Genomic DNA, 13,803 nt, shown 5'->3' with positions numbered 1-13,803 from the left:
GGATGAAGAATGCTTTCGTTTTTAAGGAAAGATGTGCTGGTGCTCATCCGTGATCGAACCGAGCTGCTTGTCTTACTGCTAATGCCGATCATTTTGACGGTAATTCTGGGCTTTGCATTAAAGGGGATGTTCTCCGGAGAATTTACTGGTCTGGATATGGAAGTAGCGGTTGTAAATCAAAATAACGCCGAGGCAGGGATCGAACAATTCCAACAGGAAGTCGGCCAGTTATCTGTACCGCAACAGGCAAAAGAAGAATTGTTGAAAGCAAGCGAGACGGTTGAACCGTACCGGATGCTGGAAGAGATGCTGCAAAGCGAGCAGGTAAGCGAGGTGATTAATGTCCATTCAATGGACGAAGCTGAAGCGAAGCAGGCATTAAAAGCGGAGGAAATCGTTGCTATATTAAAAGTATCAGAGGATTTCACCTACCAATCGCTGGCAAAGATGCTACTGGATCAAGGCGGAGGCAGTGAATTGCAGGTAATAGAAGGAGAGGATGCTGCGATATCTGCAGGCGTATTCCATGATATCATTCAGCGTTTTGTACGAACATTGAACTTAGAAACTGCCATTGCAAAAGCTGCTGAACAAACTGAGGTTACTGCGGCAGGCGAGACGGATGTTCAGCCTTCTCAACTTGGAGGGCGGCTGACCGTTACCGACGAGGAGCCGATTTCCTCCATAGAATACTACACGATTGGTATGGCAGTAATGTTCTCACTTTTTGTTGCTTCGACTATTGCCTCGAAAGCTTATCTGGAAAATTTTGAGCATGTGCTGGACAGAATTCTCCTCTCTGGTAAACATCCGTTGTTGTATTTGTCTGGCAAAGCGATTTCTACTGCAGTGATTGTGTTTTTGCAGGTGGCCATTTTGTTTGTGATGGCGAGGTTTTTGCTCCAAGCTTTTGCGGATAACTCTTTACAGTTTTGGCTGGGCATGCTGGTTATTGCCCTGTTCTTTTCCATTTGTATTGGAGCGTTGGGGGCATTATTAACAGCAATCACACTAAAGTCGGAGAGCAACATCGTTCCCAGTGTATTTTCTGCTGGTATCGTTTCAGTGCTGGCATTTTTAGGCGGCAGTTTCTCGCCTGTATCCCAAATGCCTGATATATTTGCCACATTAGGAAATTGGACACCGAATGGAATCATGTTAACTGCCACGCTGCAATGGTCGCAAGGATTGGGGCAGGAATTTATTACTCCGCTCGTTTTACGGCTGTTATTGCTTACTGCCACATTATCAATCATCAGCTTATTGATCTTTTCCAAAAGGAGGGCGGCCTAAATGAAATCAGTTTTTTTACTACAACTGCAGCGGCTGCGTCGTGAACCAATCCTGGTTTTATCGATGATGGCGATGACGTTCGGTTTTGTATTTCTGTTAGGAGGTATGGGGAGCGGTGATCGGATAGAAGTGCCAATTTATTTTGATGAAGCTATTAGTCAAAGCGGTCAAGAAGAACTGCTGGACCGGCTTAATCAGTCTGATACATTTGTTTTCCAGACTACAGAGGAAGCTGCCGCAGAAAAACAGGTCGCCTTAGGCGAAATCACTTATGCTATCAAAGCAATGCCGGATAATTATCGGATGCTGGTTGCCGCTGATGATCCGAATCAGCTATTAGTCAATCAATATGTCCAGCAGGTTTATGCAGATGAGCTGCGTCTCCAGAAGGCTGAGGCAGCGGCCGGGGATACGGATTTTCGTAAAAAGGTGGATTCCTTGTTAGCTGATGCACCGATAACCTTAACAGGTCTTACCGCAGAGGGAGAAAGCGATTCTGCCGGTTATGATCAAAAAAATCAGTTCTTATTTGGAATGACGTTGTTTTTCTCGATTTATACCGTGATTTTAAGCCTGGGAAAAGTTGCTGAGGAAAAACGTACAGGTACCTGGCACAGGGTCATTTTGTCTCCGGTTCGGAAATTTCAAATCTATATTGGGCATTTATCTTACGCATTTATGATCGGTTTTTCGCAGATACTGTTCATTTTTCTAAGCTTTAAGTATGTTTTTAATTATGAACTGGGCAACCACTTTGAAGCAATAGTATTGACGGTGGCATGCTACACATTCGCAATTGTTGCTTTAGGTATGCTTATGCTGGGATTGGTAAAAAGTTTAGAACAATTGAATGCATTAGTTCCGATTGTATCGGTGAGCATGGCGATGATTGGTGGTGCTTATTGGCCGATAGAAGCTGTCAGCAATAACATCATACTCGCTGTTTCAAAAGTCCTTCCGATGACTTATGCCATGGACTCCTTAAAAGGCATTGCCTTGCATAATCAAAACATAGCTTCTTTGGCAGAGCCATTGTCCATTATGGTTTTATTCGGTGTACTGTGCATGGGAATCGGGGTTAATTTGATGGAAAGGACTTCATAGAACTAGATGGCGGCCTTGCACATCAGCTTGGCTGCCTTTAACTTATTATGGAATACATCTATTAGATTTATTTGAAATTGATTCTACCTACATAAGCAGCCTGGACGTCAAAAAAATATATCCGGCACCTTCGTTTGTATCTTTTCGGATGAATAAATTATACCCTGTGGAAGGCAGGAGTATTGCAATAAAAACAGAAATAGATAATTGCAAGCTGAAAAATAAGAGGAACTTGCAATGTATAAACCGAGGGAAATTAACGACAAATGGTAATGGTTCCGCCAAGAGAGTTGTTGTTAACAAGAAAATTATTCTATAATCCGTCCATTAATGCCTTATACTTAGGTGAAAGAAGTTTTTTTCGGAGGTAAAACATTGAACGATAACTTGTACACAAAAAGACTACATTTAAAAAGAATGACTATTGCAGACTCAGCTGGTTTGTTTAGGATTTGGTCGGACCCTCATGTAACGAAATTTATGAACATAGATAACTTCCAAGAGGAAAAACAAGCAGAAGAAATGATTGCTTATCTGGAAGAATTGGCACGCACCAATAGAGCCATTCGTTTCTCCATTTTTGAACTACAAACCAATGAATTAATTGGATCATGCGGCTATAATTCCCTTGATTTCGAAAACGGTAAAACGGAGATAGGATACGACATAGCAAAAGCCTCTTGGGGTAATGGATATGCACCAGAAGCTATTGCTAAACTCGTAGAAAATGCATTTGAGACATTAGGTTTAAATAGGGTGGAGGCGAAAGTGGAACCAGGAAATGAAAACTCCATTAAAGTCTTGGAAAAGTTAAATTTCACATATGAAGGAACGCTTAGACAATCGGAAAAATCAAAAGGGAGATTCGTTGATCTTCTTATGTATTCAAAATTAAAATCTGATGGATAGGTTAAATAAATTCGTCAACTAGTCAAACTAATATACTTAATCTGTTCAACTCCTTAAAGAAGGTGAACAGGTCTATGGAAAAGAAAGAACTCGGGAAATCATAATATAAAAGCGTTGTAGATTTCACAGACACCTCCAGGAAGAAGATTCACATAACCTGTTGCAATAGAATAAGAGCATCTCTGTTCCTGGTATTACCATATCTAGTACCCTCATACTCCCAACTAACCCTTCTTGAACTGGAATTGTTTCCGGGCCATCTTCTGATAGGGGGTTGCGAATATCACTAACCACTTCTGATAGATTTGAAGAAGCATTAGTTTCTATTGATTCCTTGTTTTCTGTTGCGGATATAGTAGAACTAAAAGGAATGGAAGAACCTAAAAGACCTAAAGCCAACGTGAATACATCAATTTCTTTTTAATTTTAATTTCTCCCCTCATTTGTTGGAATTACTTTACAATTAATACCGTGACACTTATTCACAATATTTACAAATATAAAAAAGGTGGAAATGCAAAATGTTGTCTAAAGTATCTAAAGTATGGGGACAAATAAAGATAATAATTTCAGTAACTTTAGTTTTTTCTATGTTTTATCTAGAAAATGAAGATACCAAAGGAATATTTCTTTTAAGTGCTGGTATTCTTTTTATAGTGTTTGGACTTATAAGTTTTTCAAAAAATAAGAAAGAAGAAACTATAAAAATAGATGAAGGAATCTTTGATCTAGTAATAGGAGCTTTTTTTATCACTTACTCAATATTTCAAAATATAATTATTTTTATTCTTTACGTTATAGTTTTTATTTTGATAATAGTTTTCCTGAGTTATGGGAAAAGGGACCGTTAAAAAATGTGACAAGGAGGAAAATATGAAATTTAATTTCACTTTAAAAAATAAAGAAATGGGTAAAGTTAAAACTGTTTTATTCCGGATTCTTAAGCAAAGGCATACTATTGCTGTGTGAGTGTTATACATTTAATGATCATAATCAATGTGGAGGAAGCGAATATGGAAATCATTAAAGCAAATGTCCAAGCCCATAGTGGTTCAATTGCATATACCTACGTCCGGAATAAACCGGACAATCAAGACCTTTGTATCATGCTGCCTGGCTTGGGTTACTCGACAGACCAGCCGTTGTTTTATTATGCTACGGGCCTGTTTTTTGAAAAAGGGTTTGATGTCTTACATATTAACTACCAATATGATGCACCAGTATTTAAAAACCTAGAGCGTGAGGAACAATTCAGTATTGTAAGCGAAGACGTGCAATCGGTTCTTGAACAAGTAATACCTTCAACTGCATACCCAAACTTTTATATAATGGCCAAATCAACCGGTACAGCTGGTTTAATCCGCTTATTAGAAAACAATCAAGAACTTGACCGCGCAAAAGTAATTTGGCTGACTCCGCTGCTTCATGAAGACGATGTCTACCGACGCTTGCTTAACAATAGCCAGGACAGTCTGCTTATTATCGGCGATCAGGACAGATGTTATATGAAAGAACGGGTTACTGCTCTTACAGCAAAGAACACTATGAAAATATCTTTGATGCAGGGAACCAATCATTCTTTAGAACATCCAGACGGTATCCATCAGTCCATTGAATGCTTAACAGTTATTATGAGGGAGTTTGAATCGTTTATTTGCGAGTAACCGATTATATAAGGACAAAGCTATTGTCAACGTGCTAATAACTATCTTATTTGCAATGCTATTTGATATTTAGAAATTGATAATTGAAGTTTAAAAGTTAAAATTAATTCAAGTTTGTTAAGGGGGGGGATGTTAGAGAATTGGTGGATATGCTTTTGAGATTTGCATTCCACGAAGCTGTGCATACTTAACACAGTCCTTACTAAAAGGGTTGTGTTCTTTATCTAGGGAAAATCACCCTACAAATTACTTGTTTGGCTTCTTCACCCATAAATTCACTTGTAAATTGGTAATCGTCACCTCTAAGATAGGGTCTTCTTCTAAATCAATATCTTTCAACTGGTTTGGAGGAAATAAATAAAACCCAAAGTGTTCCCCATCGCGGTAATCTAATCCAGAAGATCCAGAAGGAGATAACTCATAAGTTTCGTCTTTATACACTGCTTCGGCTTTCGCTTTGAAATGACTAGTAAAACTGTTATTTTTATGTGTGTGTTCCAAACCAGAAATTAATATCGCACCACCCGAGCCAAAACTTCCACGTGATCTGAAAATTACTTCGTATTTAGAACCACTATGTGTTACTTTCGTTACATCAATTGTATTTTCACTATCCTCAAAAAGAACTTTTCCTTCGTTACTCTCTATATCAATTAAATCAATTTCCACGGTATATTTTCCTTCTTTAGGAAAGGCATTATGATAATAATCCTCTATGTTACTAGTTATATAACTGATACCTTTGGATTGTAGATTGATGCTTTCGATTATTCGCGGGATCAGGAGGATGCCAATTGCGATTATTGCCATGAGAATATATAACGTATTTAAATTAAATATTCTTCTTATCATATAAATCCTCCTCATAAAACCGGATAGTAATCCATTAAAACTAACACGGTCCGAAGAAAAACAAAACCTTATGTCTATACTACCATAAAATTACAACGTATTTTGTTAGTTGTTAAGGCATGGAGTAAACGAAATTTACCTTGGATTCAAGTCCTCAAGTAACGGGAGCAAGAGTTAAACAAGCAATCGATCGTCTTTTCTTATCAGAAATAGGATATTACTGATATCGGTATTATTTTTTGTTTTAGGTTCTGCAATGGTAAGTAGTATGGATTCGCTTAGCCAAACTTTTAAGTCGATTTTTTATGGCATCGCTATGACCGTTTTAATTGTTGTGGGATTAGTAAGTTTATATAAATATTTCAAAAAGGACTAAACACTAATCATTTAGCACTTGTTGCGCTATCGGGTGCGTTAGTTCAACAACTAAAAATATTGCTGTTTAGGATTAGTTGAAAGGCGATATGAAAATACAAAAATCATTGGTTGTTTGTGAAAATATTATTGACGAACAGGAAATTATTCTATATAGTAATTAATAATTTAATGGCAAAAATGCAAAGATAAGGACAACAGTTATTCTGAACGGTTTAGAGAGAGGGAAGGCAAGGCTGGAACCTTCCTAACGCTGAAGAATTGCTTACCGCCTTTGAGCAGTATTGGTGAACTCAAGTAGTCAATACCGCAGCCGCTGCGATAAAGCGAATGGAGCCATCCATCACTTATTACTGTGGTGGGAATCTGGGTGGAACCGCGGGTATAACACACACTCGTCCCTTTTTAAGAGGGGTGAGCGTGTGTTTTTTTATTTTATAAGTTCATATGTGAAGGCAATGATAAGGACAACAGTTTTTCTAAACGGTTTACAGAGAGGGGAGGCAAGGCTGGAATCTTCCCAACGCAGTAGGAACGCTTACCACCTTTGAGCAGTATTGGTGAATGAAACCATAGCCAGTGCCGTCTAAGCTGCGATAAAGCTGTAACGAAGCCATCTTGTTGTAAGGAGAGATGGAAAGTTGGGTGGAACCACGGGTAACTACACACTCGTCCCTGTTAGCAGGGATGGGTGTGTTTTTATTTATTATTTTAAAAGGAGTGGTAACAGATGAGAGAAAGCGAAATTGTCATCAAATTTCCAGATGGAAATCATCACAAATATCCAAAAGGGATAACTTTAGAGGAAATTGCCCAATCGATCAGTCCATCGTTAAAAAAGAAGTCAGTTGCCGGGATGGTAAACGGATCATTGTATGATTTACGGCGTCGGATTAATCGGGATGCAGAAATTGAATTGTTCGATATTCATTCCTCTGTTGGGATCGAGGTGCTGAGACATACAGCTGCCCATGTTTTAGCTCAGGCTGTCCAGCGCATTTATGGTGAAATTGATTTAGGAGTAGGGCCTGTCATCGAAAATGGGTTTTATTATGACTTTGATTTAGGAAAAAACATCTCCAAAGAAGAGCTCGGCCGGATCGAAAAAGAAATGAATAACATTGTTTCCGAGAACTTGGCCATTAAGCGCGAAGAATTATCACGGGAACAGGCAAAGGAACTATTTGCGTCTGATCGATTAAAATTAGAACTACTAGCCGCTATTCCCGATGATCAAGCTGTTACTGTCTACCGCCAGGGGGAATTTGTTGACTTGTGCCGCGGGCCGCACCTGCCGGAAACGAAGCATATCAAAGCTTTTAAGCTAACACATGTCTCTGGCGCCTATTGGCGGGGGGACAGCAGCAATCACATGCTGCAGCGCATTTATGGGGTTGCTTTTCCTTCAAGGACGGCGATGGAGGAATATTTTCACTTTGTTGAGGAAGCTGAAAAACGAAATCATCGTAAGCTGGGACAACAATTGGAGTTATTTATGTTTTCAGAAGAGGCGCCTGGCATGCCGTTCTATTTGCCCAATGGCCAGTTTATCCGAAACCAGTTAGAGTCCTTTATACGTGAAGTGCAAAATTCCTATGGCTATCAGGAAGTCCGGACACCAATCATGATGAATCAACGGTTGTGGGAGCAGTCAGGGCATTGGGACCATTACAAAGATAATATGTATTTTTCGGAAGTGGATGACCAGCGATTTGCGCTGAAGCCAATGAATTGTCCCGGGCACATGTTGATTTTTAAACATAAGCTCCACTCCTACCGGGATTTGCCTGTTCGTTTCGCTGAGTTCGGGCAGGTGCACCGCCATGAATTCAGCGGAGCGCTAAACGGATTGCTGCGGGTGCGCTCTTTTTGTCAGGACGATGCCCATATCTATGTCACTGCGGAACAAATTGAAGCAGAAATCGCATCGGTATTAAAATTAATTGACTATGTGTATCGTTCGTTTGGATTTGAATACGCGATTGAATTGTCGACAAGGCCGGAAGATTCAATGGGAGAAGAAGCTTTATGGGACAAAGCGGAGACAGCGTTAAAAAATGTTTTGCACAAGCTTGATTACCATTATCATATCAACCAGGGCGACGGAGCATTTTATGGGCCGAAAATTGATATCCATATAAAAGATGCTTTGAAAAGGAGTCATCAATGTGCAACGATCCAATTAGATTTTCAGATGCCGGAAAAATTTGATTTGAATTATATTGATGAAAACAATCAAAAGGTTCGTCCAGTTGTTATTCATCGCGCTGTATTCGGATCGATAGATCGCTTTCTTGGAATTTTGATTGAACATTTTGGCGGTGCATTCCCGGCTTGGCTGGCTCCTGTTCAGGTAAAAGTTATTCCCGTATCAAGCGTGCTTCATAAAGGCTATGTGGAGGAGATCTCCGAACGGTTACAAGCAGAAGGCATCCGGGCAGAATCAGACTTAAGGGATGAAAAATTAAGCTATAAAATGAGAGAAGCACAAATGAAGAAGGTTCCATATATTCTTGTCGTCGGCGACAAAGAACGCGATAACCAGTCGGTTAACGTAAGGAAATATGGCAGTGAAGCTTCGGAGGAAATCGCGCTGGGAGCATTTATTGATAATTTGTTAAAGGAAGTTGACAGGATGGACAGTAAGTAAAATAGCTTGACTTGCTGCCTTCAAAAAACGAAGTAAGAAGCATGATTAACAATGGCGGGATTAGATTCACCAGCAAAAGGTCACCGACCCAAGTCATTCTTTGGTAATGTAGATAACCTGCTTGTTCATATCGGAAAACGAAAATCCGTTAAGTTAAAACTGATCTGCAAATAGGCAACGATGTTTTTAATCGGACGGGAAGATGTTATAAATGATTTGAATTTATATAAAGGCTAGGTATGGATTACACATTTACTAAAATGACCCAGGAACAGGCTGAAGAAATCGCATTTAACTGGCACTATCCGGGAGAATACCGTTTTTATGATATGGAAGCTGACAAAGAGGACCTTGTTGAGTTTTTAGATCCTGACAGCCGCGGTGATGCTTATTATATCGTCCAAAAGGGCGGAAAATTAATAGGGTTCTTTAACTTTTATGAAAAGCAAAACAATACAATAGAACTGGGACTTGGAATGAAACCGGAATTTACAGGAAAGGGCATGGGTTTAGGCTTTCTGAAAGCGGGATTAGACTTTGCCAAAACCAACTTTAACCCGGCGGCCATAACGCTGTCAGTGGCAGCCTTTAATAAACGGGCAATCAAACTATACGAAAAGACTGGTTTTGTACCCATAAAGACTTTCATCCAAGAAACCAATGGGGGTAAGTATAGCTTTGTTTCCATGCTTGGAAACTGGGTGCACAGCTTTCCGATGAGAAGGAAGCTGTTGATCAACAACGGAAATAAACAGAGGACCGGCATTTGGATTTTTCTGGTAACAAATAATAAGCCAGCAAGTTCATCACTAAGGAGTGTAAAACTTGCTGGCGTTTCTCATTATAGTTAGTTTTTATTAACAGAAGCATCGTAAATAGACTCTACGGCCTCTTTTAATGCAGCATTAAATTGTTCGTCGGTTTGGCTGACATTTAAGTCTGCGCTTAATGCTCTAGAGAAGCTGGCAATTAACCCTTCATTTTGTTTTAATTTCTGGTTCGCTTCTTCGCGGGAATAACCTCCGGAAAGAGCGACGACCCGAACGACACGTGGATGTTCAATCAATTCCTTGTACGTATTTGCCACGGTAGGAATCGATAATTTTAACATTACGTTGTCTTGTTCATTCAGTTTATCTAAGTGAGCCAAAATTTCTTCCTTCAACATTTCTTCGGATTTTTGTTTATCTTCACTGTATATATCCACTTCTGGTTCAATAATAGGGACTAAGCCAGCTCCAATGATTTGTTTACCGATGTCAAATTGCTGGTCTACGACAGCTTTTATGCCTTCTGGATTAGCTTCTTTGATTACAGAGCGCATCTTTGTCCCAAAAATATTCCGTTGGTTTGCACGTTTCAGTGTTTCATCCAAATCTGTGATCGGCTTCATCAACTGCACGCCGTTGGAGGCTTCTGCCAGCCCTTTATCGACCTTTAAAAACGGCACAACGCCTTTTTTCTCTGCCAAATAGTCGGCGGTGTACATCCCTTCTATCTGTCGATCCATTGTTTGTTCAAATAAGATGGCACCAAGAATGTGAGTAGAGTCAAAAGCAGGTGCTGTAATAATGCGGGTGCGCATTTCATGGACGAGATCAAACATTTCATCTTCATTTGCATAAGCGTCTTCAGAGACGCCATATCCTACCAATGCTTTCGGGGTACTTCCACCGCTTTGGTCAAGGGCAGCAATAAAGCCTTTTCCGTTTTTGATTTTTTCCAATTGATTTCCGTGCATCTTTTCCACTCCTTTACTGGTATTCATCATCACTTTTTCTACATCCTAGCGCAGAAGAAAGCTTATATCCCATAGTGTAGCCTAAATAGAAAAGAAGTTGTAGTGATGGGGCTTGTAATTGATGCTCAGGGTACTTCCGGAATTTTTTTATAATTTTTCTTGTGTTGCGGGGTATGCTCTTTAGTTCATCGGCTTTCACGACTTGTAAAACTGCGAAGCGATCTAGCTCTTGAAAGTCTAAAAGCCTATTTTGCAAGTATGCAGAATAACTATGTACTTTTAAAAAGGCTTTGCTAAAGTTAGTTTTTAATCATTTGATTTATAAGAACAAACTTCCCATGATAGATTTTAACGGTATTGTTCTTATAAACGAAAGGCTAACGAATTGATTTTTGTTTTGCAGAGGCGTGATAAATAAATGTAACCAAATAAACAAAAAAACAGGTAAGTGGAAAAATCACCTTTCCACTTACCTGTTATCAGCTAGTAAACCTTATCGCCATTAAAAATTGAATTTTTAACGACCACATAATCAACGTTGCGGATTGCCTCTAGTTTGCTGCCTCCGGCATAAGAAATGGCGGATTGGAGGTCCTGTTCCATTTCTTTCAAGGTATCGGCCAGAGCCCCTTTGTGCTCCACGAGCATTTTCTTGCCTTCGACATTCTTTTTTTCGCCTTTTTGGAACTCTGATGCAGAGCCAAAGTATTCTTTGAAAAGCGTACCATCTTTTTCGATTGTCTCCCCAGGAGATTCTTCGTGACCGGCGAACAGTGAACCGATCATAACCATGGAAGCGCCAAAGCGGATCGATTTGGCGATATCGCCGTGGGTACGGATTCCCCCGTCAGCAATGATAGGCTTGCTAGCTGCTTTTGCGCACCAGCGCAGGGCCGCCAATTGCCAACCTCCGGTTCCGAATCCGGTTTTGATCTTAGTAATACATACTTTCCCTGGTCCTATGCCAACTTTAGTGGCATCAGCACCGGCGTTTTCTAATTCTCGTACAGCTTCAGGTGTGCCGACATTTCCAGCAATCACGAAACAAGCTGGTATATGCTTCTTAATATGCTGGATCATTTCTATCACGGCATTCGAATGGCCGTGGGCAATATCGATAGTTATATATTCTGGTATAAGCTGTTCCTTTGCTAACTGTTCAACGAACCGATACTCTTCCTCTTTGACACCGACACTTATCGATGCAAGTAAGCCGCGTGCTTTCATATCCTTAATAAAGTCCAGCCGTTTTTCAGGTTCAAAACGATGCATGACATAGAAATAGCCCTCTTGTGCTAAATAAAGTGCAATTTTTTCATCGATGATCGTTTGCATATTTGCAGGTACCACTGGCAGCTTGAATGTATGCTCACCCAGGGTAACTGTTGTATCGCATTCTGAACGGCTGCTTACTACACATTTAGCCGGAACTAACTGAATATCTTCGTAATCAAACACATTTTCCATGTTATACACCTCTAAACACGAATATTATAATAAAGTTTAAGTCTATTGTTCGTACATAGGATAATGTACATCATTTGCGGCTGATTGTCAAAAAATTTTAATAGGGCAGAAGGAGAGGAGGAACCGGTGGGAAGATTTCTATAATAAATTATTTCGGGTAAACTAACTAGTAGATGTAGGATATTAAACGAATCTGGAAAAGTGTCTGTAACTATCCTATTTGCTAAGGGGGTCATACAGTGAATGTGAGAATCGAACTAACTTACCAAACGCCAAAGGGGACAGAAACAGGATTCAGCTCAGCTGAAATGCGTGCTGGCAAAGCGATTTTAATAGTAGAGGATTTAGAAAGAACAGGACGTCTGAAAAATGCTATATTCATCGATAGTCAGGAAAATCAGTGGACAATGAAGGAGTTAAAAGAACTTATCAAGGAAATCCAAACCGAGCCCCATGATGTCACTGTTTATTTTGATGGCGGATTTGATTTGGAGGCAAAAAGTTCTGGCTTAGGCTGCGCAATTTATTATCAACAAAACGGAAAATCATTCCGTCTCCGTAAAAATGCTCATGTAGAGGAACTTGACTCGAATAATGAGGCGGAGTATGCCGCATTCCATCTCGGATTGCAGGAATTAGAGCGATTAGGTGTCCACGATTTACCGGTGGTTTTTATTGGAGATTCCCAAGTTATCATTAACCAGTTAAGTGGAGAGTGGCCGTGTTACGAAGCGAAATTATCCAAGTGGGCAGATCGCATCGAAAACAAAATGAGTCAATTAGGAATTAAACCGGATTATGAGCTAATCTCCCGTAAAAAGAACCGGGAAGCAGACCAATTAGCATCCCAGGCCTTGAAAGCCATTGAAATAACGGGAACAACGGAGTTAAAAGATAATTGACCGTGAGCGGAAATAGGAGAGGTTCCCATTCGGTCCTTTACTTTTCCTGTTAATGACTTATGGTAGTGGGGACCACCAAGCATGAAAAAGTAGGGGAGCAATGATGGGAAAATTTCTAACTTATCAAGAAATTCAGGATAAATGTGAACAATTACATGAGCTATATCAAATAAATGAAGAAAAGTTTTATAAAGTAGTAGAGAAATGGGCGAATCACAATACCGCACCAGAGCAAAAATTATTGGCAAGCTTTCAAGAGCTGCTGGAGGTGGTAAGCGACGAGGTCGCCGGGATGGAAGAAGCTATGGAGATGGCACCGACCTGCAGGCTAGGCTGTGCCTTTTGCTGTTATTTTCCGATCATTGTAAATCAAATGGAAGCAAAATTAATGGAAAAGACGATTAACCATTTTCCTGAACAGAGAAGGCATGAGATTCAGGATCATATTAACGGTTATTTTGCTCAATACGGTGAGAAGATCGAACAGCTAAACACGCTGGATTTTGATTCAGACGCTGATTTCAAACAGAAATATAAGCAAAGTCTGCTTCCTTGTGTCATGTTAAATACGGAAACCAACCAATGCATGGCTTATGAAATACGGCCGATTCCATGCCGTACCTATGTTAATTATACGGATCCCGAAGTTTGTGAACAAAATGAGATGCCTAAAGACACAGTAAGCTACGAATTTTTGTACAGTGAATACATGGGAGCTCTAAATGAGTTTCTCCAGTTCCTTTACGGAGAAGGGGATACTGCCTTTATTGACTATCCCAATGACGTTTATGCCCATGATTATTTAGCTAACTGGTTTTGGGACAGTAAGTCAAACAGACAGTAATT

The 13,803-nt window shown here is 39.9% G+C and carries 11 protein-coding genes and 1 pseudogene; 9 read left to right on the top strand and 3 right to left on the bottom strand.

Features of this window, described 5'->3' with window-relative positions:
• Positions 1 to 9 precede the first annotated feature (9 nt).
• The 5 genes from BLR93_RS03845 to BLR93_RS03825 all read left to right on the top strand — a co-directional run bounded on the left by BLR93_RS03845 (position 10) and on the right by BLR93_RS03825 (position 4,970).
• Positions 10 to 1,293 carry an ABC transporter permease gene (locus tag BLR93_RS03845; RefSeq protein WP_093211379.1) on the top strand — a complete coding sequence of 428 codons (1,284 nt, stop codon included), beginning with the start codon at positions 10 to 12 and terminating at the stop codon, positions 1,291 to 1,293.
• Entirely contained in the window at positions 1,294 to 2,397 is a 1,104-nt protein-coding gene (locus tag BLR93_RS03840) for an ABC transporter permease (protein ID WP_093211377.1), read from the top strand.
• Between the two features lie 375 nt (positions 2,398 to 2,772).
• Complete coding sequence (locus tag BLR93_RS03835; protein WP_093211375.1) at positions 2,773 to 3,306, top strand: GNAT family N-acetyltransferase; 534 nt, start codon at positions 2,773 to 2,775, stop codon at positions 3,304 to 3,306.
• Positions 3,307 to 3,827: 521 nt separating this feature from the next.
• Positions 3,828 to 4,157, top strand: a complete 330-nt coding sequence (locus BLR93_RS03830) for a hypothetical protein (RefSeq protein WP_093211373.1) — start codon at positions 3,828 to 3,830, stop codon at positions 4,155 to 4,157.
• Positions 4,158 to 4,319: 162 nt separating this feature from the next.
• The gene (locus tag BLR93_RS03825; RefSeq protein WP_093211371.1) at positions 4,320 to 4,970 is read left to right on the top strand and encodes a hypothetical protein; all 651 of its coding nucleotides are present in this window, start codon (positions 4,320 to 4,322) and stop codon (positions 4,968 to 4,970) included.
• 246 nt (positions 4,971 to 5,216) lie between these two features.
• Here the strand turns inward: BLR93_RS03825 and BLR93_RS03820 are convergent, their stop codons facing one another.
• Positions 5,217 to 5,822, bottom strand: coding sequence for a hypothetical protein (locus BLR93_RS03820; RefSeq protein ID WP_245690050.1), 606 nt, complete (start codon positions 5,820 to 5,822; stop codon positions 5,217 to 5,219).
• Between the two features lie 1,105 nt (positions 5,823 to 6,927).
• Here BLR93_RS03820 and thrS point away from each other — a divergent pair.
• Positions 6,928 to 8,847: a threonine--tRNA ligase gene (gene thrS / locus BLR93_RS03815; protein ID WP_093211369.1), complete on the top strand. Its 1,920-nt coding sequence runs from the start codon at positions 6,928 to 6,930 to the stop codon at positions 8,845 to 8,847.
• Positions 8,848 to 9,086: 239 nt separating this feature from the next.
• A pseudogene (locus BLR93_RS03810) lies at positions 9,087 to 9,536 on the top strand (GNAT family N-acetyltransferase); the annotation flags it as partial.
• Positions 9,537 to 9,694: 158 nt separating this feature from the next.
• Here BLR93_RS03810 and BLR93_RS03805 read toward each other — a convergent pair.
• Together BLR93_RS03805 and guaC are read right to left on the bottom strand one after the other, a co-directional pair.
• Positions 9,695 to 10,588: a fructose bisphosphate aldolase gene (locus BLR93_RS03805; protein ID WP_093212338.1), complete on the bottom strand. Its 894-nt coding sequence runs from the start codon at positions 10,586 to 10,588 to the stop codon at positions 9,695 to 9,697.
• A gap of 483 nt (positions 10,589 to 11,071) precedes the next feature.
• Complete coding sequence (gene guaC / locus BLR93_RS03800; protein WP_093211365.1) at positions 11,072 to 12,055, bottom strand: GMP reductase; 984 nt, start codon at positions 12,053 to 12,055, stop codon at positions 11,072 to 11,074.
• 239 nt (positions 12,056 to 12,294) lie between these two features.
• Between guaC and BLR93_RS03795 the strand changes: the two genes are divergently transcribed.
• Together BLR93_RS03795 and BLR93_RS03790 are read left to right on the top strand one after the other, a co-directional pair.
• Complete coding sequence (locus BLR93_RS03795) at positions 12,295 to 12,957, top strand: ribonuclease H family protein (protein ID WP_093211362.1); 663 nt, start codon at positions 12,295 to 12,297, stop codon at positions 12,955 to 12,957.
• 103 nt (positions 12,958 to 13,060) lie between these two features.
• Positions 13,061 to 13,801 (top strand): YkgJ family cysteine cluster protein, encoded by a 741-nt coding sequence (locus BLR93_RS03790; protein ID WP_093211360.1) that lies wholly within the window; start codon positions 13,061 to 13,063, stop codon positions 13,799 to 13,801.
• Positions 13,802 to 13,803: the final 2 nt, after the last annotated feature.

Source organism: Sediminibacillus albus (assembly GCF_900101125.1).
GTDB lineage: Bacteria > Bacillota > Bacilli > Bacillales > Amphibacillaceae > Sediminibacillus > Sediminibacillus albus.
Note: the sequence above shows the minus strand (reverse complement) of the source record. Positions and strands in the feature narration are given on the sequence as shown.

Coding starts and splice junctions, on each gene's coding strand:
- BLR93_RS03845 (WP_093211379.1), top strand. CDS start 10: ATGCTTTCGTTTTTAAGGAAAGATGTGCTGGTGCTCATCCGTGATCGA.
- BLR93_RS03840 (WP_093211377.1), top strand. CDS start 1,294: ATGAAATCAGTTTTTTTACTACAACTGCAGCGGCTGCGTCGTGAACCA.
- BLR93_RS03830 (WP_093211373.1), top strand. CDS start 3,828: ATGTTGTCTAAAGTATCTAAAGTATGGGGACAAATAAAGATAATAATT.
- BLR93_RS03825 (WP_093211371.1), top strand. CDS start 4,320: ATGGAAATCATTAAAGCAAATGTCCAAGCCCATAGTGGTTCAATTGCA.
- BLR93_RS03820 (WP_245690050.1), bottom strand. CDS start 5,822: ATGATAAGAAGAATATTTAATTTAAATACGTTATATATTCTCATGGCA.
- thrS (WP_093211369.1), top strand. CDS start 6,928: ATGAGAGAAAGCGAAATTGTCATCAAATTTCCAGATGGAAATCATCAC.
- BLR93_RS03805 (WP_093212338.1), bottom strand. CDS start 10,588: ATGCACGGAAATCAATTGGAAAAAATCAAAAACGGAAAAGGCTTTATT.
- guaC (WP_093211365.1), bottom strand. CDS start 12,055: ATGGAAAATGTGTTTGATTACGAAGATATTCAGTTAGTTCCGGCTAAA.
- BLR93_RS03790 (WP_093211360.1), top strand. CDS start 13,061: ATGGGAAAATTTCTAACTTATCAAGAAATTCAGGATAAATGTGAACAA.